This is a genomic window from Streptomyces massasporeus, from assembly GCF_014648995.1.
In the GTDB taxonomy this organism is placed as follows: domain Bacteria; phylum Actinomycetota; class Actinomycetes; order Streptomycetales; family Streptomycetaceae; genus Streptomyces; species Streptomyces massasporeus.
Genome location: NZ_BMSE01000033.1, coordinates 41,045 through 66,363, shown reverse-complemented (window position 1 = coordinate 66,363; position 25,319 = coordinate 41,045). Strand labels below are relative to the sequence as shown.

22 protein-coding genes and 1 pseudogene are annotated in these 25,319 nt (G+C 67.7%); 11 read left to right on the top strand and 12 right to left on the bottom strand.

What is annotated here, in order from left to right:
• Positions 1-192: 192 nt before the first annotated feature.
• Positions 193-1,086: an IS5 family transposase gene (locus IE153_RS39695; protein ID WP_189594539.1), complete on the bottom strand. Its 894-nt coding sequence runs from the start codon at positions 1,084-1,086 to the stop codon at positions 193-195.
• A gap of 52 nt (positions 1,087-1,138) precedes the next feature.
• Positions 1,139-1,666, bottom strand: a complete 528-nt coding sequence (locus tag IE153_RS39690) for a DapH/DapD/GlmU-related protein (RefSeq protein WP_189594542.1) — start codon at positions 1,664-1,666, stop codon at positions 1,139-1,141.
• A 113-nt stretch (positions 1,667-1,779) separates the two neighbouring features.
• Between IE153_RS39690 and IE153_RS39685 the strand changes: the two genes are divergently transcribed.
• Entirely contained in the window at positions 1,780-2,709 is a 930-nt protein-coding gene (locus IE153_RS39685) for a LysR family transcriptional regulator (protein WP_189594538.1), read from the top strand.
• Positions 2,710-2,773: 64 nt separating this feature from the next.
• Positions 2,774-3,865: an IS630 family transposase gene (locus IE153_RS39680; RefSeq protein WP_189594537.1), complete on the top strand. Its 1,092-nt coding sequence runs from the start codon at positions 2,774-2,776 to the stop codon at positions 3,863-3,865.
• Between the two features lie 256 nt (positions 3,866-4,121).
• Here IE153_RS39680 and IE153_RS39675 read toward each other — a convergent pair whose 3' ends face one another.
• Positions 4,122-4,952, bottom strand: coding sequence for a hypothetical protein (locus IE153_RS39675; RefSeq protein WP_189594536.1), 831 nt, complete (start codon positions 4,950-4,952; stop codon positions 4,122-4,124).
• Positions 4,953-5,057: 105 nt separating this feature from the next.
• On the opposite strand from IE153_RS39675, the gene IE153_RS39670 reads away from it, so the two are divergent.
• The 3 genes from IE153_RS39670 (at position 5,058) to IE153_RS42835 (ending at position 8,280) form a co-directional block, all read left to right on the top strand.
• Entirely contained in the window at positions 5,058-6,449 is a 1,392-nt protein-coding gene (locus tag IE153_RS39670; protein WP_189594535.1) for an AbiJ-related protein, read from the top strand.
• A 686-nt stretch (positions 6,450-7,135) separates the two neighbouring features.
• Entirely contained in the window at positions 7,136-7,405 is a 270-nt protein-coding gene (locus tag IE153_RS39665) for a hypothetical protein (protein ID WP_189594534.1), read from the top strand.
• A 14-nt stretch (positions 7,406-7,419) separates the two neighbouring features.
• Positions 7,420-8,280, top strand: coding sequence for a helix-turn-helix domain-containing protein (locus IE153_RS42835; protein WP_368858391.1), 861 nt, complete (start codon positions 7,420-7,422; stop codon positions 8,278-8,280).
• 19 nt (positions 8,281-8,299) lie between these two features.
• Here IE153_RS42835 and IE153_RS39655 read toward each other — a convergent pair whose 3' ends face one another.
• Together IE153_RS39655 and IE153_RS39650 are read right to left on the bottom strand one after the other, a co-directional pair.
• Complete coding sequence (locus tag IE153_RS39655) at positions 8,300-9,271, bottom strand: ATP-dependent DNA ligase (protein WP_189594532.1); 972 nt, start codon at positions 9,269-9,271, stop codon at positions 8,300-8,302.
• 954 nt (positions 9,272-10,225) lie between these two features.
• A complete protein-coding gene (locus tag IE153_RS39650; protein ID WP_189594531.1) occupies positions 10,226-10,732 on the bottom strand; it encodes a hypothetical protein in 507 nt (168 codons plus the stop codon).
• A 433-nt stretch (positions 10,733-11,165) separates the two neighbouring features.
• Here IE153_RS39650 and IE153_RS39645 point away from each other — a divergent pair, with 433 nt between their 5' ends.
• The gene (locus IE153_RS39645) at positions 11,166-11,576 is read left to right on the top strand and encodes a hypothetical protein (protein WP_189594530.1); all 411 of its coding nucleotides are present in this window, start codon (positions 11,166-11,168) and stop codon (positions 11,574-11,576) included.
• Between the two features lie 549 nt (positions 11,577-12,125).
• A complete protein-coding gene (locus IE153_RS39640; RefSeq protein WP_189594529.1) occupies positions 12,126-12,461 on the top strand; it encodes a DUF6233 domain-containing protein in 336 nt (111 codons plus the stop codon).
• Between the two features lie 87 nt (positions 12,462-12,548).
• On the opposite strand, the gene IE153_RS39635 is transcribed toward IE153_RS39640, so the two are convergent.
• The 3 genes from IE153_RS39635 to IE153_RS39625 all read right to left on the bottom strand — a co-directional run bounded on the left by IE153_RS39635 (position 12,549) and on the right by IE153_RS39625 (position 14,645).
• The gene (locus IE153_RS39635) at positions 12,549-13,010 is read right to left on the bottom strand and encodes a hypothetical protein (RefSeq protein WP_189594528.1); all 462 of its coding nucleotides are present in this window, start codon (positions 13,008-13,010) and stop codon (positions 12,549-12,551) included.
• Positions 13,011-13,021: 11 nt separating this feature from the next.
• A complete protein-coding gene (gene ku, locus IE153_RS39630; RefSeq protein ID WP_189594527.1) occupies positions 13,022-13,939 on the bottom strand; it encodes a non-homologous end joining protein Ku in 918 nt (305 codons plus the stop codon).
• Positions 13,940-14,084: 145 nt separating this feature from the next.
• Positions 14,085-14,645, bottom strand: coding sequence for a hypothetical protein (locus tag IE153_RS39625; protein WP_229829405.1), 561 nt, complete (start codon positions 14,643-14,645; stop codon positions 14,085-14,087).
• Positions 14,646-14,855: 210 nt separating this feature from the next.
• On the opposite strand from IE153_RS39625, the gene IE153_RS39620 reads away from it, so the two are divergent.
• Positions 14,856-15,770, top strand: coding sequence for a S41 family peptidase (locus IE153_RS39620; RefSeq protein ID WP_189594526.1), 915 nt, complete (start codon positions 14,856-14,858; stop codon positions 15,768-15,770).
• Here the strand turns inward: IE153_RS39620 and IE153_RS39615 are convergent.
• The 3 genes and pseudogenes from IE153_RS39615 to IE153_RS39605 all read right to left on the bottom strand — a co-directional run.
• Positions 15,741-16,629: pseudogene (locus tag IE153_RS39615) on the bottom strand (IS5 family transposase); the annotation flags it as partial. The gene IE153_RS39620 and the pseudogene IE153_RS39615 sit on opposite strands and share 30 nt — an antisense overlap.
• A gap of 67 nt (positions 16,630-16,696) precedes the next feature.
• On the bottom strand, positions 16,697-17,116 hold the full coding sequence (locus IE153_RS39610; protein WP_189594524.1) for a RacP protein: 420 nt from the start codon (positions 17,114-17,116) through the stop codon (positions 16,697-16,699).
• A 2-nt stretch (positions 17,117-17,118) separates the two neighbouring features.
• The gene (locus IE153_RS39605) at positions 17,119-18,120 is read right to left on the bottom strand and encodes a DUF6192 family protein (RefSeq protein ID WP_189594523.1); all 1,002 of its coding nucleotides are present in this window, start codon (positions 18,118-18,120) and stop codon (positions 17,119-17,121) included.
• A gap of 540 nt (positions 18,121-18,660) precedes the next feature.
• On the opposite strand from IE153_RS39605, the gene IE153_RS39600 reads away from it, so the two are divergent.
• Both IE153_RS39600 and IE153_RS39595 read left to right on the top strand, forming a co-directional pair.
• Positions 18,661-21,219 carry an NACHT domain-containing protein gene (locus IE153_RS39600; RefSeq protein ID WP_438817986.1) on the top strand — a complete coding sequence of 853 codons (2,559 nt, stop codon included), beginning with the start codon at positions 18,661-18,663 and terminating at the stop codon, positions 21,217-21,219.
• Between the two features lie 693 nt (positions 21,220-21,912).
• Complete coding sequence (locus tag IE153_RS39595) at positions 21,913-22,068, top strand: hypothetical protein (protein WP_189594521.1); 156 nt, start codon at positions 21,913-21,915, stop codon at positions 22,066-22,068.
• A gap of 415 nt (positions 22,069-22,483) precedes the next feature.
• Here the strand turns inward: IE153_RS39595 and IE153_RS39590 are convergent, their stop codons facing one another.
• On the bottom strand, positions 22,484-23,668 hold the full coding sequence (locus IE153_RS39590; protein WP_189594520.1) for an IS701 family transposase: 1,185 nt from the start codon (positions 23,666-23,668) through the stop codon (positions 22,484-22,486).
• A 370-nt stretch (positions 23,669-24,038) separates the two neighbouring features.
• Between IE153_RS39590 and IE153_RS39585 the strand changes: the two genes are divergently transcribed.
• On the top strand, positions 24,039-25,316 hold the full coding sequence (locus IE153_RS39585; protein ID WP_189594519.1) for a M20 family metallo-hydrolase: 1,278 nt from the start codon (positions 24,039-24,041) through the stop codon (positions 25,314-25,316).
• Positions 25,317-25,319 lie beyond the last annotated feature (3 nt).

Below are 25,319 nucleotides of genomic sequence, written 5' to 3'. Positions count from 1 at the left end.
TACAGCGTTGCCCGCGTCCTGATCATCGAGGGTATCGCCCTTGTGATCATCGGCAGCTTGACCTGGTTGGCGGGGCGACGGCGAACCTAGACGACTGCGACGCGGCCTCGGCGGAAACTTCCGTCGAGGCCGCAGTGCCTGCCTCAGCAGTGAGAGCTACCACCCGAACGAAGCACTACTAAGGCCTGTCCGTTAAATGCGAATCCAGGCCAGCACTGCGGCGAGAACTGCGGCCGAGCGGTAGCCGATCGCGAGCTTGTCGAACCTCGTAGCCAGGCCCCGCCACCGCTTGAGCAGGGCGAAGGACCGTTCGACCACGTTGCGGTTCTTGTAGGCCACCGAATCGAACTTCGACGGACGCCCGCCTGCTGAACCGCGGCGTCGACGGTGCTCCTGCTGGTCACGCCGTTCAGGGATGACCGCGGTGATCCCGCGGGCCTTGAGAACCGCTCGGATCGCGCGGGAGGAGTAGGCCTTGTCCCCTAGCAGCATGGTCGGGGTCGTGCGGGGGCGGCCTGCTCCGGTCCTGGGGACTCGCAGGTCGCCCAGCAGTAACGGCAGGGACTGGCCGTCGTGCGCCTGCCCGGGCGTCACGATGACGGCCAGCGGTCGGCCTTGACCGTCCACGGCGTGGTGGATCTTCGTGGTCAGTCCGCCGCGGGAACGGCCGATCGCGTGCCCGGCGGGCTCTCGGTGGGCGTCAAGGCCCTGCCCTTGGGCTGCGGCCAGGCACTTCTTGGGACGGTGCGTGTTGGTGGCGTGCTGGTGGGCCCGGGTGATGGTGGAGTCCACCGCCACCCGCCAGTCGATCAGCCCGTCGTCGTCCGCGCGGGCGAGCAGGACGCCGAGCACGCGGTCCCAGGTTCCGTCGGCGGCCCAACGGCGGTGGCGGGCCCACACGGTCTTCCAGGATCCGAACACGGCTGGAAGGTCTCGCCAAGGGATGCCGGTGCGGTACCGGTAGACGATCGCCTCCACAATGCGGCGGTGATCGGCCCACGGCCTGCCACGACGACCGGTACTGGAGGGCAGCAGAGGTTGGATGCGCTCCCACTGCTGGTCGGTAAGCCGGGCGTGACGAGGCATCAGGATCAGACTGCCGAGGTGCTGCGCACCCGGGCCAGCAGCCCGGCCGGGCTCAGTCGACCTTCTTGATCACCCGGGCAGGCACTCCCGCGACCACGGTGCCGGCAGGGACATCACGAGTGACGACCGCACCGGCAGCGACCACCGCACCGGCACCGATTGTCACCCCCTGCGTGATCACAGCAGCCGTCCCGATCCAGACGTCGTCCTCGATGTCGATCGGGGCGAAGGAGAGGTACTCGCGGCGCTCGGCCAGGGGCAGCGGATGGCCTCCGGTGATGAGGCTGACCTTCGGGGCGATCATGACGCCGTTCCCGATACGGATGCCTCCCTTGTCCATGAAGGTGCATCCCTGGTTGACGAAGACGTTCTCCCCGAACGTCGTGCTCAGCCCATGTTCGGTAAAGAACGGCGGGTAGATCATCACCGATTCCGGCAGCGGGCCACCGAACACAACAGAAAGTAGTTCCGCGCGGCCTTCGCTGTCGCTGAACGGAAGCACGTTCAGTCGAGACGTTGCATCGGTTACCTCCACGACCCGCTCCACGTGACGCGTGAACTCAGGCGTTTGGACATACATGACCTGCTCTGTGCGGGTAGACATGCGCTGATCTCACCACCGCGCAGAACAGTCGATCAAACAACCCTGACCAGACCAGACACAACCAAAGGTTGTGGGAGTAAAGTGGAAGCGTGGATGTCGAGACGCTGCGGACGTTCGTGGCCGTCGCTGAGACCGGCCAGTTCCAGGCTGCGGCCGACGAGTTGGGGGTCAGCCAGCAGGCGGTCTCCAAGCGGATCGCGGCCCTGGAGCGGCACATCGAGGTCACGCTGCTGGTGCGGACCTCCCGAGGCTCTCGGCTGAGCCTGGACGGGCAGGTCTTCCTGCCGCACGCCAAGAAGGTCCTGACGGCCATCGCGCATGCTGAACAGGCCGTGCGCCCCGGAAGCCGTCCCTTGCGCGTCGATGTCCTCAATCGGCGCATCTCCCCGGCCCAGGCCGTCTACCGGTTTTACCGCTCCCACCCAGAGATGAACCTCGACGCGGTCACGCTGAGCAAGGAGAACGCCGCCCAGGCCGCCCAAGCGGTGCTCTCAGGGACCGTCGACGCGTCCTTCCGTGCCCTGCCGGCAGATCAGGTCCCGGCCGGGATCAGCGCCGAACGACTCCTGGACGCACCCCTGGAGCTCCTGGTCGGACCCGGCCACCCGCTGGCTGACGCGCCCTGGGTCAGTCCTGCGGACCTGGCCGGCCACCGCATCTGGATCCCCGGGATCAGGCCGGGCACGGAGTGGGCGGCGTTCTACCAGGCGCTGTCCGAGACCTTCGGCCTTAGCATCGATGCGCTCGGCCCCAACTTCGGGGACGAGGCCCTGATGGACGCACTGGCCGACTCGGCCTCGCTGGCCACCCTGGTCGGCAGCGGGGACCGGTACCTGTGGACACAGACCCACGACCTACGGCGTATCCCGTTGCGTGACCCGACCCCGGTCTACCCGCACATGCTGCTGTGCCGCAGCGGAGACCAGCACCCCGTGCTGACCGCGCTACGCGAGCATCTGCGCACCGCAGGCCTGCGAGCCCCGCACGACGTGTGGGTACCGGGCTGGGTAGACCGCTGACCAGACAGCCGAATTGGCAGACACGGCCTAGTGACCTGAGTCGGAGATTCGTCGTTGGTTCGGTATGAGTCGTCCGGGTCCGAAGATTCCGCCGTTGTCGGTGACCGATGCCCAGCGGGCCGTTCTGGAGGGCTGGGTGCGTCGCCGCACGACGGCTCAGGCGCTGGCCCAGCGGTCGCGGATCGTGCTGGAGTGCGCCGACGGGCACTCGATCATGGAAGTGTCACGCCGGCTGCGGGTCACTCCGGACACGGTCCGCACCTGGCGGCGGCGTTTCCTCGAACGGGGCCTGGACGGCCTGTCCGACGAACCGCGGCCCGGTGTCCCGCGGAAGATCACCGACGCGGACGTCGAGCGGGTCATCGTCAAGACGCTGGAGGAGAAGCCGAAGAACGCGACCCACTGGTCGACCAGGTCGATGGCCGCGGCCACGGGCATGTCGCAGTCCGCGATCTCCCGGATCTGGCGGGCGTTCGCACTGGCGCCTCACCGGTCGCAGACGTTCAAGCTGTCCACGGACCCGCTGTTCATCGACAAGGTCCGCGACGTGGTGGGCCTGTATCTCGACCCGCCGGAGAAGGCTCTGGTCCTCTGCGTGGACGAGAAGTCTCAGATCCAGGCCCTCGACCGGTCCCAGCCCGTGCTGCCGATGGTTCCCGGCGTTCCCGAACGCCGCAGCCACGACTACGTCCGCGCAGGCACCACCACCCTGTTCGCCGCACTGGAAGTCGCCACCGGCAAGGTGATCGGCTCCCTGCACCGGCGCCACCGGGCCGTCGAGTTCAAGAAGTTCCTGGCCAAGCTCGACAAGGAAGTCCCCGCCGACCTCGATGTCCATCTGATCCTGGACAACTACGTCACCCACAAGACGCCCGCCGTCAAGCAGTGGCTGCTGGCGCACCCGCGCTTCCGTCTCCACTTCACACCGACGAGTTCGTCATGGCTGAACCTGGTGGAGCGGTGGTTCGCCGAGCTCACGCAGAAGAAGCTCAAGCGAGGCGTCCACCGCTCCGTCCAGGCCCTGGAACGGGACATCCGCAGCTGGCTCGCCGACTGGAACGAACACCCCAGGCCGTTCATCTGGACGAAGACCGCCGACGAGATCCTCGACAAAGTAGTCGCCTACTGCCGACGAATCTCCGACTCAGGTCACTAGGTCGCCGGAGCAGATCAGGGCAGAGGGATCGGGCTCCGTGACCGGCGGTGCGGGAGTCGTCATCGTCGTTTCCTGTTCTGGGCGACCACCAGCGAGCGCCCTGCCCGCATGATACGACCTGAATGACACGACTGTTCGATCGCGGCGCGTGTCTCGTTGACCGGTGTGCAGCGTCCGCAGTCCCGCGACACGGGGGCAGGGTCAGCGGAGGGGCATTCGTCTGATTCCTCAGTACGTTTCGAAGTCGGGTTCCCAGTCAGGGTCGGGCTCTTCGCTGTCGCTGAGTGAGTGTGAGCCCGCACAAGCGGCAGCCGAAGTGTCGGGGCAGGAACCAGACGTCCCCGTAATCCCCCGACTTGTCCCGGCCGCTCGCGAAACCGGTATGCCTGCATGCGGGGCATTCCGTGGGCACGGCCAGAGGCCACGAAGCTGCTGTCGGCAGCGCGGAGAGACTGCTGACGAGTTCGGCGATCTCGGCTTCGGACAGGCGCCGGGTGGTCTCGGCGAACCGCTCGCGGGCCTGCCGGAGTTTCGCCTGGTACCGGATTTCCATCTCGCTCGTGGCCTGGGCCACCAGCGCGGTGCAGGCTTCGAGGTGCGTGCCCCAGAAGCCATCGGGCTGTGTCGACAAGGCTTTCAGCAGCGCGTTGATGTGCTCGATGCCAGCGGCCAGAAGCTCGCGACACTCGGTCACGGGCTGACCCCACCCCATGTGGGTGATGCCGTTGCGGGACTCCCTCAGTTCTTTGAGCTTGGCAGGCGCCTTGTGCTCGGGGCCGAGGAGCTGGGCTGCTCTGAGGATGGCGCCCTCGCCGCCGATGGTCTTGAGCCCGGCGCGGCCCTTCTTCGTCTTGTCTTCGTTCCCGCTCAGGACCAAGAGGTCGTCCACGCTCGGCTGCTTCTCCGATGCGAGCAGCACCGGGGCGATGGACGCCAGGTATGCCTTGGACGCGTGTTCCACAGCGACTGCCATGTGATGCACGGCGAAGTCCTGGTCGGTTGGCTCTTCCAGGTACGCGTCGACAGCCGTGCGCGCCCACTTTCGGGCCGATATCAGCAGGTGCTCGTGGATCGCTTCATGTGACATGCGAATCAAGGTAGAGGCGCGGTGCGCGAGTGCACTGTGAATTTCGCTGCTGGGCAAGGAACGGACAGGGTGGAATCGCGTCCGGGCGTCGCTCATCATTGTGGGGTGGGGGAACAGATGGACGTGGCGCGGTTGCGGAGCCTGATCGACAACGTGCTCCTCACGCTGTACACGCGCTACGGGCACAAGGAGCTCCAGGCATTGTGCGAGCGCCTGGGCCTTCCCTCGCCCAGCGAGGGCAACACCAAGCACGAGCGCCTGGTAGCCAGCCTGAAAGCCTGCCCCGACGACCGCCTGCCGGATGTTGCCGAGGCGGTTCTTGAGCAGGAGGAGCTGGCCCAGACCGAACGAATGGCGCTGCAGGATGTTCTGTGGCTCGGTCGCCACTACGTGCAGATCCCGAGCCGGACCAGGCGCGAGCTGGCCAGAGACTTCGATCTGTCCGACCACCTCGCCTACCCGGACCGCTTCATGGCCTTGCTGGGCCGACTGTGGCACCTGGACAACGACCCACTCAGCGGATGGACCACCACTACCAACAGCCTGCGCAACCAGATCGAGCGCCACGTGATCCGGTTCCCGGACGACTGGACGACCGAGCAACTCTTCGAGGAGCTCGGCGCCTTCGAAGCACCGCACCCCCGCTTCGGCCACTTCCTCGAAGGTCTTGCCTCCTCCGCTGTCCTACCCGACGAGCCGGCGCAGCGCCGCTTCGTCGAACTGGCCAACACGCACCTGAACCCCACGGGCGCCCAGCTGAGCCAGCAGGGAGAGACAGACGGCTACCCCCACTTCCAACTCGTCGAGCACGGCCGCGGCACCGCACGCCGACCGCGCAACCTCATCTTCGCCACCTTGGGCAAGCCCGACATCCGGTTCACCAGTGCCCTCGACAACGACATCGAAGTCGCCGAACACGCCGACGAGGTGCTGGTCTACGACCGCCCCATCGGCAAGCAGGGACTGCTCTGGCGGCACCTCCTGTCCTGGTGGCAGGAAACCCGGGGTATCACTGATCAGGAGCAGGCGCCGCGGTCCCTGTACAGCCGCATGGAGGCTTCACTGCCCCCAAGATCCCCAGGACAGAAGAACCTGTTCTGGCACTACCACCACGCCCACCGGGACCACTTGAACGACGTCCCCGCCCTCCTGCCGGAGATCTGGCTCCACTGGGACCCCAAAACCCTTCGCGAACGCGGCGCCCACGCCATGCAGAATCTGCGGATGGACTTCCTCATGCTGCTCCCGGGAAACCGGCGCGTGGTCCTGGAGGTCGACGGCATGCAGCACTACACCCGCAACGAAGGAACCGAGCCCGACAGCACGAAGTACGCCGCGACCATGGCCGGCGACCGCGACCTGAAGTTCAGCGGATACGAGGTCTTCCGGTTTGGTCACGACGAACTCCGCGACCGTGACCGCGCCCAGCCCCTGCTCGCCGACTTCTTCGCCAAGCTACTTGACCGCTCACCCGCCGGTCCGTCTCAAGCGCCGTGACCAGCACGAGGCTGACAGCTGGGGCTGCGCCGGTCCCGCCGGTACCGGCCCCGTGCTCGCATAGCACGGCGCCGTTGACTGCCCGCTCTTCCGGGAGCTGATCGAGGACTGAGCCGGCAGCTGTGCGGCAAAGTCAAAAGCGGGAATCGTCGGGTCGCCTACCAGGTCATGTCCGGGCAAAACCACGAAGAGTCGGCCCGCCGAAGCGGTGCCGACTCTCTGGGGCAGTCTCACGGGCCAACGTGATCGTGCCAGTTCTCCCTGTTCGGCCTGTTGAGCCAGGAGCAGTCACGGGGAGCACGCCAACGCGGCGCGTGTGCATCGTGGCAGGTGGACCGCCTTGGAACAAGAATTTGTGAGACAAACTGAGATGCAGTTGCCTCCTGCGAGGGGGCGCGTTCTTGGCGCCGTGCGCCTGCGCGGGACAAGTACCTGATCAGCCGTTGATGCAATTCGTTCCATCCCAAAAATGCGCGGGATGGAACTGTCGTGGCTGTTATCAGACACCGGTACAGGCGCGCATCAATTCCCATGATCGACGCGAGGAGAGCGGCCGGGGTGGCACGATGCTGTGCACTCAGGGCAGGGCCAACTGCGCTGAGGATAACGCGTACTTGAGCCAGGAGCAGTATCCGACGCCCTGTGGCATGCGCCGCTGGACGTCCCGAGACCAACGGAGCACTCCCGTGTCTGAGCGCCACCTTGCGTGCGTCGACCGTACCGGTTCTACTCACATCTCCAGGCAGATGGGCGGCGGTGAAGCCGCCGTCATCGTGACCGTCCTCGTACTCGCTGGGATTCTCGCGCTCACAGGAATGCCGGTTGCCGAGATTCTGAAGCTCCTGTCCTGGGCAGGGCTGATCGCGGTGGCCCTCATCATGGTGGCCGGCGCCAGCCCGCTGCGCGGTCTCAGCCGTGCGGTACGCGCTCTGCTGGCCCCGTCCAGTCAGCGCTGAACCGGGCCAGCACCGTGGCACGACCAGAGAAGCCCCTCCTCGACGGTAGAGGGGAGCTGGCCGCATTGGCCAAATGCCTCAGGGACGGTCGGGACAGCAAGGGCGTGACCTATAGGGAGCTCGCGAGCGGGAGCGGAGACTACAGTTCCACGACGTTCCAGCGCGCGGCGTCCGGGCAACGCCTGCCTCGGCGCGAAGTAGCGCGGTCCTACGCTCACGCCTGTGGTATCGACATCGATCACGTCGATCGTCTGTGGGAGGCGGCCTACCGAGAGAAGCAGCGAGCCGCTCGCGGCGAGCCCCTTCCTACGGGCTTCCCTCCGCATCTGGTGCACAGCTTGGCGGATCTGAGCGCCGCCTTGGTGGCCCTGCACGCGACGCGCGGTGGTCCCACCATCCGGCTCATGCACAAGCGTGCCCGTCAGCGCCCAGCCGAATGCACTCCACTGTCCACGTCCACTCTCCACCGCATCCTTCGCCGAAGATCAGTGCCGACCTCAAGGGGCAGCCTCCATGCGTTCCTGATCGGTTGCGAAGTGCCACTGCCACAGCGCTACCTCTGGGAACAAGCCGCAGCACGAGCACGGCGGAACCACCGTGCGGATGCAGCTGCGGCCCAGCAGTCCATGGCTCAACTGGAGGCGCAGTTCGCCGAAGACGCAGCCCAACGCCTCACACCCGAGCGAGCAGCGCAGCTGCTGCGGGCGGCTGGCCTTCACCCGGCTGAGGCCTACCGCGGCTTCACCGTGCCATGGACCGTCCGCTGCCTAGCCTGTGATGGGGTGCAACGCATTCGGCTTTCCGACATTGCTCAGGGGCAGAGGCGGTGCCCGATCTGCCCAGATAGGAACTCAGACACTGCGGCAGAGGATTAGCGACCTTCTCCGCGCGCGGTCACTCGCCGAAGGCCGGCACCTGAGTTACGTCGATGTCCGCGCGGACGCGATGCGCGCGAGTGGGGTGTTGCCACCGCCCGGCCGCGTCTCGGGCGACATCGACGGCCACTTCCATCACGACGTCGGGTTGGACCAAGTGCACGTCCAGGGCGCGCTGCGTTCCCCACCCCGCGCTGAACATCCACCCCTCCCAGGGGTGTGCGTCCGGGGGCGGGGTGAGCAGCTGCGCGAGGGCGCGGCCGACGGCCTCGGACAGCGTGGTGCTGCGGCCCGTGTACCGCAGGCGCCCGGCTCGGTCGTAGCGGCCCAGCAGGACCGTCCGGGGCGCGGCCAGCGAGCCGGTGACCGCGCCCACGATGGCCTCCGTGGTGACCCGCACCTTGTACTTCCGCCACGACCGTAGGGGCAGGTAGGGCTCATCGAGCCGTTTGAAGACCAGGCCCTCCAGCCCTGCCGACGTCCACGTCAGCCACCGCGCCGCCACGGCCGGATCGGTGGTCGACGGACACAGCGTCAGCGGCGCGGCCACGCCGTGCTCAGCGAACAGCGTTTCAAGCGCTGCGCGCCGCCGCCGGTAGGTCCAGCCGGACAGGTCGGTGCCGCCGACGTGGACCAGGTCGAAGACGACGTAGTGGGCTGGCCACTGGCCCGCGGCCTCGCGCGCCCCCTTGCCGCGGCGGGCCAGGCGCTGTTGCAGCCGCTCAAACGCGAGCCGCTCGGACTCCCACACCACCAGCTCGCCGTCGAGGCCGGTGTCCGAGGGCAGCTGCGCGAGGGCGGCGGCCCGGATCTCCGGGAACGAGCCGGTCATGTCCGTGCCCTGACGGGAGCGCAGCAGCACCCGCCCGCCGGCATGCACGGCGAGCTGCGCACGGTAGCCATCCCACTTCGGTTCCGCCGCGTATCCGGCGGGCAGGGCAGGGCTGTCGACGGCCACGGTGAGCATCGGCTCGGGCAAGGACCACCTCATGCCCGAATGCCTTCCACGCTGCGCACTGCCGGACCGGCCGGGAATGGCATGGTCACCCGGCAGCCTTCAGTGCCGACTGCGGCTGCGATCTACCGGACCCGCCTTAGGCAGGTCTGGGGCACCTGCCCACCCCGAACGATCCGCCACAGGCTCCCCGCCTCGCCGCATGTGCGGTAGGCCGGGCCGCTCTCGGTTCGGGCAACTGCGACAGCGCAGGAGGTCACCCGGTCTCCGCGGTGCAGGTAGTGGCGAATCGGGCTGGTGGTCGTCGCGACCGGGCCGTCGTTCCATGCCGGCCTTCTCACCGCCACCACACCGGCTGTGGTTGAGGCGCTGGACCGGTGCTCACTGCGTCGGTCGTCCGGTGAGACTGGGCTGGAGGCAGTGGGGCAGATGGCAGGCCACCGAGCTGCAGAGGAGCGACGGGCCTGAGCTGAGCCACGAGCGGTAGCACCGCCCATACGATGACCTTGTGACGACCCGCCGCACTCTCGGCTCCGGCCCGAACGACGCGCACAGCATCCGCGCATCCCAGGCCGACCTACTCGACGCTCTGCCCGGCGTCCGCCTCCCCGACCTCGCCCAGCTGCGCGAGCGAGGAGTACTCGGAACCAACCCGGCCATGGCCCCCCCGCGGCCGCCGCACCCTCGGAGCCGGCCGCCGAACGAACGACGACCCGCCCGGTAGCTCGGCTGTGGGGATCAACGGAACAGTGGTTCACGGTAGCGACAGTTCCGCTTGTGGGTCTCGCAGATACGACCGGTTGTGAGAACGGTTCTTCCTGGTCATTGCCAAGCACGTCTGCCCAGGTCGGTTCTCGCAGAACCCCTCTCAGAACCGGCGAGTTCTGCGAAACCGTTCTGAGAGACGCGGTCGAGGCGCCGCCACCTGCGGAGACCGGCTAAGCGTTACTGGCTGGCTCCGCTGGTCCCCACGGCCGGCCTCGCGCGGTGTCAGCCGGACGTTTCTCCCGCGGTGTCGTCCTCCTCCGCCAGCTGCGCGGCGAGCGCGTTGAACGCCGTCACGTACTGGTTCGCCGCCTTCAGATAGGCGGGCTCCGGCTTCACCGTGTACGTCTGTGCCGCCCCGTTGCCGAAGACGACGTTGATGACCGCGGCGCCCTTGTTCTTCCTCCCGGTGGCGGCCGCGGACGCACCCATCGTGGCGACACCGGCAACGAGACGGGTCGCCGTCCACGCCTTGTGCGCGCCGGCGTTCACGAACTCCGCCGATCCGCCCTTGACCGGGCCGAGCGCGGTGACGCCCATGGTGGACGACGGCCACATTTTCAGCATCGCCGCCATGTTGAGCGTCTTCTCCGCCGGGTGCGCGTCCCGCCACGCCTTCACGGCGTCCCGCTGTGCTGCCCGTTCGGCGGCGGCCTCTTGGCGCTGCTGCTTCCGCTGCGCCTTCTGTTCGGCCTTCTGGGCGGCTTTCTCCGGGTCTCGGTTGAAGAGCATGGGGTCCCCCTGGTTTGTGTACGGGAGGGCATCATGCGCTGATGGGTTGGGGATGTGGAAGCGGTGTGCCCGAGTTGTGACAGTGATCCGAAGGGCGGGTCGACAGCGGCTATCGATCGATGCCTCTACCGGCCGTGGGGACCAACGGAACAGTGGTCCCACACGCTCTTCTCCGGCATACCTGCCCCCTCTCCCCACACGCCACCGGTCCATCCGGCAGCCTCTGCTGCCTCCCCCCGTCGAACGCGTGCTGAAGCGCACGATCTCCGCCAGCTCCGGGGTGGCGGGGAAGGCTTCCAGCGAACTGTCGGCGTCCGCCACTCGGCGGGAGTCGTCGTCATGCCCGGCACCGGTTCCTGGACAGGTGCGGGGAGGGCGAGGGCTGGGTAGTACCTGCGAGTCCCACCGTTGGGCAGTCAGGGGAGGAACCGACATGGGCTTACGTAACATCCCGCTGAAGTGGTCGAAGAAGCACCGCACCCGCCTAGAGAAGGCCGCTGGTGTGGCCCAGGTCGACCTGCTGTGTACAGCCCTTACGTGGCGGTTCCTACGGATCCAGGCCCGAAGCCAGTTCAGCACGATGCAGTTCCCCGGGGAGGCCAAGGAGGGCACTTCCGACAAGGAGATGATTCGCGTCTCCCTTACGGGACCTCAGCTTGCGCAGTTCATGGAGCGAACCCTGTGGGGCACCCTGCCTATGGCCGCCGGCACGCCGGGCGAGCGTGCGCTGTACCAGCGGGCCTACGACGCGGCTGCCGCAGCGATCGATGGCGTCGACCTCTCGGCGGCCGACGGACCAGCAGTACCCGACATCGTGATCGACGCACGCGTCGGCACGGAGTAGTGGTGGAGAGGGCGGCTACTCGCCGGGGTTTACACGGCCGGCGGTCACCTCGTCAGGCCTCGTCGTTGTGTGTGTAGGACAGGCCAAGGGGGCGGGGGCGAGGGCCATCGAGTGGCTTCCCGCCCGCCTTCAGGATGAGGATGAACCGATCGTCGTCCACGTCACCCACCTTCCGATCCGTTCTCGTCGGTGTAGGTGCGCAGCGACAGCCCCGCGTCGGCCACCACCTCGCGCAGCTCGTGGAGGAACCGCCCCGGCGGGACAGGCAGCGCCGGGGGCGTCTCCAGGAAGCACTGCCGGCACCGGTCCAGCCAGCGGTGCCCGTGGTCCGGGTCTGGAGCACGCCGCTGGTGCGGGATGGCCGGCCGCAGGCGGAGCAGGGCGGCTCCTGCTGCATTCGCTCCCAGGTCGTGGCGAAACGGGGCGCGGCCGGGGCAGAGGCGAGGGAGGCCGGGTCGACGCCCAGGTTTCGGGCGGCCTCCTCGTGATGCATGCGTGCTCCAGGGGGCGGGGTGGGCTGTGCGGCGTCCCGATCATAGAATCGAACGCATGGACGATACAGAGTCGTCGCGACTCGCGCTGCTCCGCTTCCTGGAGCGCGTGCAGGAGCGCGACCTGTCCCGCACCCGCAGATGGATCGCTGACGAAGAACGCCGCGAGGCCGAGCGGCGCGTCGGCGAAGCCCGGCGCCCGCCGGCCCCCGAGTGGCTGATCGAGCGCGGCCTGGACCGCACCAACATCGTCGCCGTACACACGGGGGAGTGCTGGGACCCGGGCAAACGGGCAAAGCCGGCGACCAGGGCGCAGGCGATCGAGGCACTGCGCCAGCAGGTGCCAGCGTGTACGAAGTGCAGGCCGGACACGGCGTTGGGCATCGAGATCTAGGCGCTGCGCGGTAAGCTCCCGGACGTCTTTAGGTCGCGGCCTTCTTCGTGGTCGCTGGATCCATTCGCGGCGGGACTGGTGCGTTCATCAGCGGTGGGCTTGGTAGTACGCGTCCCACGCCTGCTTCTGCCAGAACAGCACCAGAAACAGCACGAGGAGCAGCTCGTCTGACAGCGACTCGTCGGTGCTCGGCAGCTGCGCACCAACGGGGTTCCAGTCGCCTCGATCGTAGAAGATCTGGATCGGTCCGACGGTGCAGACGCGACCCGTTCGGTCGTAGCTCAGTTGATACGGCCCGACGCGCTCCAGACGAGCCTTGCGGTGCTCACAGTCCCATTGCCCTACGGAGCGCGGCAGGCTGGACCACCGACGGTATGTGATCTCGACGTCGCCCACAGCCCGCAGAGTCGCACTGAACCGCTGATACTCGAGCGGCCATGGCCCCAGGGCCCGCGGTGTGGTGTCCATCCACTCCCGCCGACCGTAGGAGATCGCCACACCGCCGATCTCACGGAGTAGCCCTTTGTCGTACACCAGCTCGATGCCCATGGTGTTACCACTTAAGCGCTGCGCGGCCGGCGCCCGGACGTCTTCCTGGCCGCGGCCTTCTTCGTGGTCTTCTTCGCGGTGGTCTTCTTGGCCGGCTGCTTCTTCGCGGTCTTCTTCGGCAGCTCATGGACCTCGGCGTCTTCGCCGCGGGAGGCCCTGGCTTTCTCCACGGACTCGCTCAGGGCGGCCATCAGGTCCACCACCTGGCCCGCCTTCTGCTCGGGCTCCTGAAGCTTGGGTGGCTCGCGGTGCTCGCGCTTGGCCTCGATGATCTGCTCGACGGCCTCGGTGTAGGCGTCGTGGAATTCCTCGCCTTCCAGGTCGTCGCGGGTCATGCTCTCCATGAGCGCCAGGGCGCCCTCGATCTCCTCGTCCGTCAGCTCCACAGGCGGGGGCAGCAACTCCTCCGGGGATCTGATCTCATCGGGCCAACGCATGGCGTGCAGCACGATCACGTCGTCGCGTACCCGCAGCAGGCCCAGGCGCTCGCGACCGCTCCAGGCGTACTTGGCGACGGCCACCTTCGACGACCGGGCCAGGGCCATACGCAGGAGCTTGTACGGCTTGGCCGCGACCTGCCCGGACGGCTGGAGGTAGTAGCCCTCGCCGATACGGATCGGATCCACGGACTCAAGCGGGACGAACGCTTCGATCTCGATCGCCTTCGCGGTCGGCAGCGGCAGGTCGCGCAGCTCGTCCTCGCTGATCGGGATGACCTGCTCCTTGGTGAGCTGGTAGCCCTTGCCGATCTCGTCGGTGCGGACCTCACGGTCCTCGACCTCACAGAACTTCCTGACCCGCACCCGGCCCATGTCCTCCAGGTGGTACTGGTGGAAGCGGATCGAGTGGTCCTCGGTGGCGCTCTGAACATTGATCGGCACGGTCACGAGACCAAAACTGATGGCACCAGACCACACGGTTCGGGGCATGACAGACCTCCGCTGCTACCCCGAGCAACACCAGGCTACGAGGGCAACCACAGCCGCGCACGGGCACACCGGGCACCGGGGGGAGAAGTCGCCCCGGTGCCTGGCATATGGAGTCGTGCTGCCCAACGACAGCGCGCGTCCGATGTCATGCGGTGGCCGGCTGCGGCACCTCCAACACCTCGGCGACCTTCCGAGCCAGCTTCGCGACGTGCGGGGGCAGATAGTCGTCCAGGGCCTCGACGTCATCACACAGGCGAGCGCGCAACCCGTGCAAGCAGGCCACGGTGAACAGCCGCTGCTCATCGGCCTCAGCCATCAGCCCTCCTTCCGCATACCCCTGGCCCCACGAGAACCGCAGCCGCGCCTCGTCGTCGTCGAGGGGAAGCGGACCGCCGAGCATCCCGGCCACTTCATGCCGGTCGGCATCCCGCGGGCCGGCCGCCCGGCTGCGCTGCTGCCGGGTCTGGAGGTACGACGCGAGGGTGTCCATGGCCATGCCGGTGCGCTGACAGTACGCGGCGATCACCATGGCGGCCATGTCCAGCGTGTCGGAGGCGTCCGTAGCCCGGATCAGCGTCATCCGCTTCCAGTCGTGTGCCACGTCGGGCTCGGTGTAGCGCAGCACGTCCTGGCAGTTCATGACGGCCTCGGAGACGAGCTGGTGGACTGCCTGGCGCAGCGGCTCGGGCATCGGGGTGCGTTCCATGGCCGCACGCTAAGTGCGTGTTTCTGAACCGGGGTCGGCCGTGCGTTGATCATCGGAAGTTAGGGTCACTAATAGATCAACTGGTTTGGCTGACTGGGAGGGCACATGGTTCGGGGGCGTTTGCTGCATTTAAGGACTGCTGGGTTGGTGTGTGTACTCGCTGTCGGGGCCGGGTGCTCGGGAGGGGAGGCGTCGCCCCCTGGCCCGGCAATGTCTGACAAGGCCCGGTCCTACCTGTCCACCGCGTTGGACCTCATGGAGGACAAGGCACTTCGCCGCGACGATGTCGACTGGGATGAGGTACGGCGAACAGCCTTCACCGAAGCCGGCAACGCGCAGCGTCCTAGCGATACATATCGAGCCATTGAGGCCGCCCTGGGCAGGTTGGGAGACGGGCACAGCGGCTTCTACGATCCAAAGAGGACGAAAAAGCTGCACGGGGACGAGCAGATCCGCAACCCTGTGGAAGGGCGGGCGCTAGCCGGCCGCATGGGGTATCTGTCGCTCCCAGGCGTCCAGGGATCTGAGAAGGTCTATCAGCAGTACGTGCGGGAGGGGCGAAACGCGGTGGCGAAGGCTAATCGTCCGAACGCCTGCGGCTGGGTGATCGACCTGCGCCGCAACCTCGGTGGCAACATGTGGCCGATGCTTGCCGTCGTGGGACCGATCCTTGGTGACGGCGATGTCGGATCATTCGTCGATGCGGACGGCAAGAAGACGGTGTGGTCCATTGCGAAGGGCAGCCCTCGTCTGGACGATGATTCCACCGGCTGGGGAACAAGTCCTCCCGTAGGTGACGGATCGGCCCCTGTTGCGGTGCTCACCAGCCGTTCCACTGCCAGTTCCGGGGAGGCCGTGACCGTGGCCTTCCGCGGGCGCCCTTATACGCGCTCCTTCGGCGAGGACACCACCGGCGTCCCCACCGGCAACGCAGAGCATCGACTGTCCGACGGGGCGATCCTCAACCTGACAGAGGTGAAGGACGCCGACCGCACGGGGCGCGCGTACGACAGCCCCATACCGCCTGACCAGCCAGTCGTCGACAACCTCGGGCGCGGAGGAAGCAAAGATCCCGTCCTGGACGCGGCAACGCAATGGTTGTCCGAGCAGCCCGGCTGCGCGTAGACGGGGTGGGTGATCAGCTGGTCGGCGCCGGTTTCCTCGGCCAGCTGGGGGTTGCGCCTTTCCGTGCGAGGCGCCTGGTCATGAGGGTGATGGCGGCCCAGGTGATCAGGGTTTCGGAGTGTTGGATGAGCCGTTCGTAGTCTCTCGCGTGGCGGCGGGCGTGCATCATCCAGGCGAGCGACCTCTCGACGACCCAGCGGCGGGGCAGCACGACGAAGCCGGAGGCGTCTTTGGGGCGGCTGACCGGCTTGATGGTGAGGTTGAGGTGCTGTTTCGCCCAGTCGACGAGCTTGCCGGCGTAGGCGGAGTCGGCCCAGACGATGGTGATCTCGGGGTGCATCAGGCGGAGGCGGAAGAGGACTTCTTTTGCGGCGGCGGCGTCGTGGAGGTCGGCGGGGGTGACCATGACCATGAGGGGCAGGCCGCGGGTGTCGACGACCAGGTGGCGCTTGCGACCGTTGATTTTCTTGCCCGCGTCGTAGCCACGGGTGGCCTTGGACACGGTCTCGGCGGCCCTGACGCTCTGGGAGTCGATCACGGTGGCGACCGCTCGGGGGCCTCTGCCCATCTCGCGGCGGATCCGGCCGGACAGGTGGTCGCGTATTTGTCCGATCACCCCGGCTGCGGCCCAGCGGGCCATGAACCCCCAAACCGTCCTCCATGGAGGGAAATCTGCAGGCAGGGCCCGCCATTTGCAGCCTGTGTCGACCACGTACCGGATCGCATCGACGATCTCCCGCCGTGGATGCTTCTCCGGTCGGCCGCCGCGGCTGGTTTCGCAGGCCGGCTCCGGCAACAGGGGTTCGATCAGAGCCCATTCCGCACTGGTGGTGTCGGAGGGATAGCGACTCTGACGCATGGCGGCGGCTTCCCTCCAGGCCAGATGGGGAGAAGGCGCCCGGCATGAGGCCGGGCGCCCCCGGGTGTCAGGCTGAGACGACGAGATCGAGGGTGGATTCGATGGAGTTGAGCTGGGCGATGACGTGCTTGACCCACTTGTCGCCCGGGTGGGCGGCGGCGTGCGGGGCGACCGTGCCGGTGATGAACCGGCGGAACTCGGTCAGCTTCTCGGTGAGTACGGCCCGTTCGTATGCCTCCAGCGCGGCGCGTTCCGCACCGAGCTGGTAGCCGTCGGCCCTGGTCCAAATCAGCGGTGGCCAGCCGATTTCGGCGATGATGTCGCGCAGGGCGGCCAGCCCCGACCGGACCTGGCTGGGGGACAGCCCACTCGCGCGGGTCAGCTGAGGGAACAGCAGCCCTGCGGGTCTGGCCTCGAACAGCACGAACCGCAGAGTGTCCGCATGCCGCTGGGCGGCCTCGCCCCGGCGCCGTGAGGCGCGGGGCATGGCTACTCGCTCCGCAGCATGCGGGCGAGCGCGTCGTCCATGTCGACCTTGCCGGTGTCGACGGCGGTCTCGATCCAGTCCAGCGTCGCCCGTACCTTGGCGACGTTCTGGTGCACAATCGTGGCCTCGTCCTCGCTCAGGGTGCGGTCGCGCAGGCCCGGGACGGTCCGGCCGGCCGCGGCGACGAACGAGTGGCAGGCGGTGACCAGGTCGAGAAACTCCACCGTCCGGTCGATCTTCCTCACCGCCGGTGCGACGGGGCTGGTGTCCTCGAAGTGGTCGCGGGCTTGCCGGGACCGCTCGGCCTGGGCATGGTTGACCTGGAAGCGGGCGGTGTCGTCGCTCATCGCCTTGAATGCAACGTCCGGCCTGCGGAGCAGGTTCGTGGCCGCCGTGGTGGCCACGTGCTCGTCACGGGTGAACTCCTCCACCACTCGGGCCTTGTCCACCGTGGTCACCTTGGCCGTTACTTCAGGCCGCTTCAGGAAGTCGCTGGTCACCGCCGCGGCGACCTGCTCGTCCTGAGCCAGCGTGTGGATCGCGGTGATCTTCTCCTTCGGCGTCACCGGTGTCTCGACCCGGTTGCCGACCCGTCGGCTGGCGTCGTCCGGCGTCCACCTGGCCTTGCCCCCAGGCGGTGTGAGGATCGCGGCGAATCGTTCCTCGTCGTTCTCGATGTAGGCCAGGATCCGGTGAACGGTGTAGGAGACGCCCTTCTGCCGGCGATCGGCCGGCCAGCGTGAGGATGTCCACCTCGCCGACTTCACCGTGCTGAACTTCAGGCCGATGTCCTCGGCCAGCCGCGTGAGCGTCGTGGTCACCGACCACTCGGGGTCCACCGCGTGGTGGCCGCCCGGCTCCCTCATCGGCTCGATCTCCAGGGCGCGGTCCCCGATCGTGAACTGCCCGCGCGTCTGCGCTTCCACCACGTCCCGCAGCTCGGACACGATCTGCTCGTAACGGGACTGGCTGACGCTTCCGACCTTGTCGATCTCCTCCGTCATGGGTTTCACCACCCATGCGGGCCGCAGCACGGAGCTGATGTCCGTGACGTGGACACGGCCCGCTCAGCACCGAGAGTCAGACCGTAAATACACAGATCACAACGAACGTCCGCAAGTGACCGTGCTCTGAACGAAGTTGGACGCAGGATGCGTTCGGGATGCGGTCACTGTGCCCGTTCGCCGAACGTTTCCTTCCGGCGCCTCCAAGCTCTCACCACACATCGGCGCGAGCAGAAGACGGCGTTCGACCTCCGGTCAACGCCAGCCACCCACCGAGCCCCGCACTCGGGACACTCCACCTCGCCCGCACCGCTCAGCGCGGCAGCCGTACGCTTGCGCAACCGCCGGCCCGTACGCCACTGCCTGGCACGACACGCCGCAGAACAGAACAAGGCGTCAGGCCGCGCGCCCAGCCTCAGCCGGTCACCACAAGCCCGGCAGATCCTCTCTCCGCCCTGCCCGGTACCCCTGGACACCGCGCCAGCGTAAAACCCAAGGCTACTCAGATTCGGGGATCAGAAACACGCACTCACGCACTTCCTGGAGGGACTCGACCTGTGGGCCCGGCTGCCAAGCCGTGAAAGGCAGGCAGCCACGGACACCGTGCACCGGACCCTGCCGCGTCGTGCGGTGGAGCGGTACGAGGAGCTGTACCGACAACTGATCCAGGATGCTCCGGAGTTCCTCTACTGGACCGGTCAGCTGGAGCACCAGGCGACGAGGGCCGAGCTGCGCCGGGCGCTCGCGCAACTGGAACAGGCCCTGGCGTCCTCCGCTGCTCTGAGTCACCCCCCGGAGCATGCGGCGCGGGCACTGGCACGCGCCCACCAGGCGGCGCTCGGCCGCCGCATCCTCGCCGCCGACTCGCCTTCCGAAGGTATGAGCATGCCCACCCTGGACGAGGTCTACCTGGACCCCGATTTCAGGGTGCGCGCGGTCGGCGACCACGACAACCCTGCCGACGAGGAGTGGTGGGCCAGGGTTCCGGTGCGCAGCGACCTGACGGACTACCTGGCCGGTGCCCTCACCTCACCGGGTCTCTGGGACGTTCCGCTGCTGGTGCTCGGGCAGCCGGGCGCGGGCAAGTCCGTTCTCACCATGATCCTCGCGGCGCGGCTGCCCGCCACGGGCTTCCTGCCGGTCCGGGTGGCGCTGCGCGACGTGCGGGCCGACCACGACCTCCAGGACCAATTGGAGCAGGCCGTGCGCGACGCGACGGGGGAGCGGGTCGGCTGGCCGGAATTGGTCCGTTCTGCCGGCACGGCGGTCCCCGTCCTGTTGCTGGACGGCTTCGATGAACTCCTGCAGACCACCGGTGTGCGGCAGAGCGACTTCCTCACACGCGTCGCGCGCTTTCAGGAGAGGGAGCGCGAGCAGGGCAGGCCCGTATTGGCGTTGGTGACTAGCCGGATCGCGGTCGCGGACCGGGCCCAGCATCCGCCTGGCACGGTTGCCCTCCGGCTCGAACCCTTCCAGCCGGACCAGATCCGGGTGTGGATCCAGCAGTGGAACAACCGCAACGCCCGCAGCCTCGTCTCCCGTGGACTGTCCACCCTGAGCTGGGAGTTGCTGGCACCGCACCGCAGACTGGCCGAACAGCCCCTGCTGCTGACCATGCTCGCTCTCTTCCATGGCGCCGGAAACGACTTCCAAGGCGAGGATGGCCGTCCCCTGGACGAAGCCGAACTCTACGAGGCTTTGCTGATCTCGTTCGCGCGGCGAGAGGTGCGCAAGAGCGCCGGGGACGGCTTGTGGGACAGCCAGATCGACGAGCGCGTCGAGAGCGAGTTGCAGCGGCTGTCGATCGTGGCCTTCTCCATGCTTAACCGTAGGCGCCAATGGGTGTCCAGCAAGGAACTGGAGGACGACCTTGGAGCCATCTACGGACAGTCCGAGGAGCGGTCGGACAGCTTCCGCAAGCCGCTGGACCAGGCAGATGCCGCGCTCGGCCGGTTCTTTTTCGTCCAGCGGGCCCAGTCCATCCGGGACGGGGAGCGGCTGTCCAGCTATGAGTTCCTGCACGCCACGTTCGGCGAGTACCTCGCCGTGCGCCTGGCAGTCCAGCAACTGGTACGGCTCCTTGGCCATCGGCCCGCACTGCTGCGGAGCGCGGAGCCCCTGGACGACGACCTCCTCTTCGCCCTGGTGTCGTTCGCGCCCCTGTTCTCACGGCAGATGCTGAGATTCGCGCGCGCGTGCGTCGCGCGGCTCTCGGCGGAGGAGCGGGAGCGGATCGCCGACCTGGTGGTACGGGTGCACTGGGAGCGGGGCCGGGAGGAGCGCAGGGACAAGCGGTCGTACCCGACGTACAGCCCGCGCCGCATGCGTGTCTCCTCACGGCACGGCATCTACAGCGCGAACCTCGTCATACTGGTCGTCCTGCTGACCGGCGAGACGACGGCGGCAACCCTGTTCCCCGCCGAGGACGACCCCGGTGAGGCCTGGCACGCCCACACACTGCTGTGGCGCGCCTCGCTGCCGGAAGCGGAGTGGGCGGACTTCGCCCTGGCCCTGAACATCAGGCACGTCAGGGACGCCGCGGGCCGGGACCTCCACATCCGCCTGCGGCAGGAGGACGACACCGCACGCCCAGAAGTCGTCGACGCGCACTGGATGTACCGGGTGACGCCGCGCGAGGCAGGGCACGTGACCTGGCACGTCGCCTACTGGGACGACATGTGGCACAAAGCCCGTCTCGCGGCCGGGTCGACCGAGGGCGTGCTGCTCCAGGCCGCTCAGCCGCTGCTGGAGTCGCTGGGGCCGCTGGTGACCACCTTCAACGGTGGCGGGGGCCGCCCCGCGACCTCCGTCGTGCACGACTTGCTGCGGCTGTGGCTGGACGCCGAATCGGCACTACCGGACGAGGAAGTCAGGCTGTTGTACGCGCGCGTCGCCGCCGGACTTGACACCGCCGGGCCGGACGTCACCGTGGGTCGGCGCCTGGGGCCCCTGCTGTGCGACCTAGTTGACCGGGACCGCGACCGGCTAGGGTCGCACGCCCGCTCGATCGTGGAGGCCCTGGTCTCCTGCCTTCCCGCGGAATTGAGGGAGCACATGAACAGGCACCATGCCGACCTGTTAGGCCTTCCCTCCGAATGAGCGGTGACCACCGCGGGTCCTCCGCACGGACTGCGCCCCGGGCTCCCCGCGCACCCGTAAGAAGGGCCACACCGACGGCTCGCACATCGACCTGAGCCACGGCAGCACCAGCGCGCACGTCGGCCGCCCTTGCTGCCGTTGGCCTCGGCGGCCCGCAGTCCGCCGCAGGTCAGCTCGCCCCGGAGTTCACGCTGGAGTTCGTCGGCGGCGAGAGTCTGCACCATGAACTTCACGGTGGACAGCAGCTCGCCGGTGCGCGGGTGGCGGACGGTGAGGTCCATCGCGGAGAACGCGCCGTCGTTGATGCGCAGGGCGAGGCGGCCCGGTGGAAAGGCAGTGTTCACGGCGGGGCCGCGGGTGCCGGCGCTGATGTAGGTGAAGAGGACCAGGGTGGTCAGGCCGGTTCCCAGCGCGATGCCGAGCTGAGTTCCGGTGTTGAAGAGGCCGGAAGCCGATCCTGCGTGCCGGCGGGCGACCTTGCCGAGGGCCAGGTCGGCGAGCGGAGCGCCGATCACGCCGAGAACGAAGCCTCGAAGGTGTGCGTGAACCCCGAGGCGCCGGGCACAAGGACTATCGCACCGAGGGCCCGGCCTTCCCAGTCGGTCGGGATCTACCAACCAAGGGACGAACTCATGTCCTTGTGAAGCTTAAATGCACACGTGCTTGAGCCGGAATCAACGATGGGGTTTTGAGATGATTATTCTTGGGCTTATTCTGCTGCTTATCGGCCTGCTCGTCGGCATGGGCCTGCTAACGACGATCGGTGGCATCCTCATTCTGGTTGGCGCCATCCTGTGGATCCTGGGTGCGACGGGTCGCGCGGTCGGTGGACGCAAGCACTTCTTCTAAAGGCAAGTCGTGCCTTTGAAATAAAGGCAGAGAGTGGCGGGTGGAACACCAACGAGGGGCGGGATCGCCGGTTGGGCTAACCGGCGACCCCAATGCTATTGATCAGCAACTCATGGAGTTCACCCGTCGATGGCATATCGGACGTTTCGGCCGCCGAAGTATCCGCGCGCGATGTGAGGTTGGCGTTGTCGGCGGTGGAAGAACCTGCGGGTTTCGGTGGCTAGTTCGGGCTGGTTCCTGGCCCGGTGGGTCTAGTACTGCAACGGTGCTTGCCGTGACTGATGGCCAGGTCAGGGGCTGCGCCCACGTCGTTTGTAGTGACTGACGCGGGCCTGGTGTTGTCGTCGGCGGCGCCAGGTCGACCAGTGCAGGATGTGCTCGACGGGTGTGGGACGGCGGTCGGTGAGACGGGTGATCAGCCGTCGTATCTCGGCGAGGCTGAGGTGGATGAGCTGGGAGGATCCGTTTCTGCTTTGTCCGTGTCCAGCTGTCGGGCCCGCAGGACGGTCAGACATGCGTGAGCGGCCATGGCGAGGGTCATATGGCGGTGCCAGCCGGGATAGCGGCGGACCTGGTAGTCATCCAGGCCGCACTCCTGCTTGGCGGTCTGGAAGCATTCCTCAACCGCCCAGCGGCTGCCTGCTATGCGGATGAGCTCGTCCAGTGTGGTGCCGGCGGGGCAGTAGGCGATGTAGTAGGAGATCTCCTCGGGCCTGCTGACGCTGCGGCGGGCGAGGACCCAGTGACGGCGGTCCTCGCGGTGCCAGGGCCGCACCTCGATGCGGGCCCAGTCGAAGATCCGCCGGCCATGGGCTCCTTCGCCGCAGGAACGGCGTTTCCATTTCTGCCGCGGCAGGCCGGGAAACAGGTCGTGGACGGGGTGGTCGATGGACCAGCGGGTGACGACGGTGTCGTGCCGGGTGGTGGCCATGACGTGGAAGACGTCCGCCTGTTCCAGCTCGAACCGCCAGCCCTTGCTGTAGCCATAGGCGGCGTCCGCCGTGACCCAGCCGAACGGGATCTTGTCGGCGATGGCCCGGCGGACCATCGCCTTGGCCATGGCCACCTTCGTCTCGAAGCCCACGGTGTCGTCGATGCCGGCCCGGCGGCAGCGGTCCCAGTCGTCCGTCCAGGAGGTGGGCAGATACAGCCGCCGGTCGATCAGCGTGCGTCCGCGGCTGGTGGCGTAGGCGAGGAACACACCGATCTGGCAGTTCTCGGTGCGGCCCGCGGTGCCGGAGTACTGCCGTTGCACCCCGGCCGAACGGACGCCCTTCTTCAAAAACCCGGTGTCGTCGACGATCAGGACGGCCTCGCGGTCTGCGAGGTGTTCCACGACGTAGTCGCGTACGTCGTCAAGGACCTCCTCGGCATCCCACTCGATCCGGTTCAGCAGCCGGTGGATACGGTCGGGACCCGCATGGCCGGCCTCCTCCGCCAGCGTCCAGCCGTTCTTCCGCTGCAACGGAGCGATCAGCCCACGCATGTAAGCCAGCGCCGACTGCCGCGGCTCCTCCCGGTTGAACCGGTGCACGAACCGCTCATGCAGAGCACCCAGTTCCCCCGCCCACAACCTGACATCAGCAAGGTCCCCACCCACAACCACACCAACGACCGAGCTGGCCAGCAGTCACGGCAAAGACCGTTGCAGTACTAGTCCTCCTTCTGCCCTGCAGTCGTGACGTGCACCACAGGGCGAGCGTAGCGCCAGGGTGTGCGCCGGTGGCGGCGCGGCATGTTCCGAGGCTCCTCAAGGAGGCCACCGGATACCGACAGGCGACTCTTGATCGGACGGGGGAGCGAACAAGCGGGCGTCATCCAGGTGGTACTCAGGTTCCTGCCGTGCACGTTACTGATCCGTCGTGCTTGTGGAGTCCCTGCGGGGGCGGCCGACATGATCGGAAAGTCCCGCTGCCGGGCGTACGGCGCGGGCGGTCCGAATCCCTGACCCCCCGGCACTGAGGAGAACCATGCCCTGTGACGTACCCGAGCACGTCACCGTCGACGGTGACCGGTTGTGGCTGTCGCTCATGGAGCTGGCGGAGATCGGCGCGTACGAGGACGAGCAGACGGGTCTGCGCGGTGTGCGCCGGCTGGCGCTCACCGACGCCGACGCGGAAGGGCGCCGCAAGCTGGTCTCCTGGATGGAGGAGGCCGGCCTCACCGTGCGCGTCGACGCGGTGGGGAACATCTACGGCCACCGGGCCGGCACCGTGCCGGACGCCCCGCCGGTCATGATTGGGTCCCACATCGACAGCGTGGCCACGGCGGGCGCCTTCGACGGCTGCCTGGGCGTCCTGGGAGGCCTGGAGATCGTCCGTACGCTGAACGAACGCGGCATCACCACGCGTCGCCCGCTGATGATTGCCGCCTTCAGCGAAGAGGAAGGCGTCCGGTTCGGCACCGACATGCTCGGAAGCGCCGTCGCGGCGGGCCGGATCCGGCTGGAGGAGGCCTACGCCCTGACGGACGCGGACGGCCTCACTTTCGGGGACGAGCTGGCTCGGATCGGCTTCGCGGGCCCGCACGGCGTGCGGCTCGACCCATCGCCGTACGCCTACGTCGAATGCCACATCGAACAGGGCCCGCTGCTCTTCCGATCTGGCACCGACGTCGGGGTCGTCACCGGGACGCAGGGCATCTCGTGGCAGGAGATCGTCGTCTACGGTCGCGCCGCCCATGCCGGGGCCACCCCCACCGAGATGCGCACCGACGCCGGTCTCGTCGCCGCCGAGATCGTGCGTCACCTTCGCACCATGGTGGACAGCGGCGACTACGGTCACCTCCGGGCCACCGTGGGACACCTGACTCTCCATCCGGGCGATACCAACATCGTCCCCGCCAGGGCCGACCTCACGGTCGACCTGCGCAATCCCGACGAGGAGTGCATGGTCCGCGCGGAGGAACACCTCGCGCGCTACCTCGACCGGCTGCAGGAGACGCAGGGCGGGCTGCGCATCACCACGCGCCGCATGGCACGGACCTCGCCGGTCGCCTTCGACGACCGGCTCCAGAAGATCGTCGTCCGCGAGGCGGAGGCCCTCGGCCTGACCCATAGCTCGATCCTCTCCGGCGCGGGGCACGACGCCCAGGAGATGGCGGCCGTCTGCCCGGCGGTCATGGTCTTCGCCAGGGGCGAGTACGACGGCATCAGCCACAGCCCGCGCGAGTACTCCACGGTGGAGTCCTGCGCGCGAGCCATCAACCTTCTCGCGGCCACGACCCTGAGCCTCGCCGACGAGGAATGACAA

Coding starts and splice junctions, on each gene's coding strand:
- IE153_RS39640 (WP_189594529.1), top strand. CDS start 12,126: ATGGACGATACAGAGTCGTCGCGACTCGCGCTGCTCCGCTTCCTGGAG.
- IE153_RS39605 (WP_189594523.1), bottom strand. CDS start 18,120: ATGACGGAGGAGATCGACAAGGTCGGAAGCGTCAGCCAGTCCCGTTAC.
- IE153_RS39625 (WP_229829405.1), bottom strand. CDS start 14,645: ATGGAACGCACCCCGATGCCCGAGCCGCTGCGCCAGGCAGTCCACCAG.
- IE153_RS39595 (WP_189594521.1), top strand. CDS start 21,913: ATGATTATTCTTGGGCTTATTCTGCTGCTTATCGGCCTGCTCGTCGGC.
- IE153_RS39695 (WP_189594539.1), bottom strand. CDS start 1,086: ATGCCTCGTCACGCCCGGCTTACCGACCAGCAGTGGGAGCGCATCCAA.
- IE153_RS39610 (WP_189594524.1), bottom strand. CDS start 17,116: ATGCCCCGCGCCTCACGGCGCCGGGGCGAGGCCGCCCAGCGGCATGCG.
- ku (WP_189594527.1), bottom strand. CDS start 13,939: ATGCCCCGAACCGTGTGGTCTGGTGCCATCAGTTTTGGTCTCGTGACC.
- IE153_RS39680 (WP_189594537.1), top strand. CDS start 2,774: ATGAGTCGTCCGGGTCCGAAGATTCCGCCGTTGTCGGTGACCGATGCC.
- IE153_RS39675 (WP_189594536.1), bottom strand. CDS start 4,952: ATGTCACATGAAGCGATCCACGAGCACCTGCTGATATCGGCCCGAAAG.
- IE153_RS39645 (WP_189594530.1), top strand. CDS start 11,166: ATGGGCTTACGTAACATCCCGCTGAAGTGGTCGAAGAAGCACCGCACC.
- IE153_RS39585 (WP_189594519.1), top strand. CDS start 24,039: ATGCCCTGTGACGTACCCGAGCACGTCACCGTCGACGGTGACCGGTTG.
- IE153_RS39635 (WP_189594528.1), bottom strand. CDS start 13,010: ATGGGCATCGAGCTGGTGTACGACAAAGGGCTACTCCGTGAGATCGGC.
- IE153_RS39650 (WP_189594531.1), bottom strand. CDS start 10,732: ATGCTCTTCAACCGAGACCCGGAGAAAGCCGCCCAGAAGGCCGAACAG.
- IE153_RS39655 (WP_189594532.1), bottom strand. CDS start 9,271: ATGAGGTGGTCCTTGCCCGAGCCGATGCTCACCGTGGCCGTCGACAGC.
- IE153_RS39620 (WP_189594526.1), top strand. CDS start 14,856: ATGTCTGACAAGGCCCGGTCCTACCTGTCCACCGCGTTGGACCTCATG.
- IE153_RS39690 (WP_189594542.1), bottom strand. CDS start 1,666: ATGTATGTCCAAACGCCTGAGTTCACGCGTCACGTGGAGCGGGTCGTG.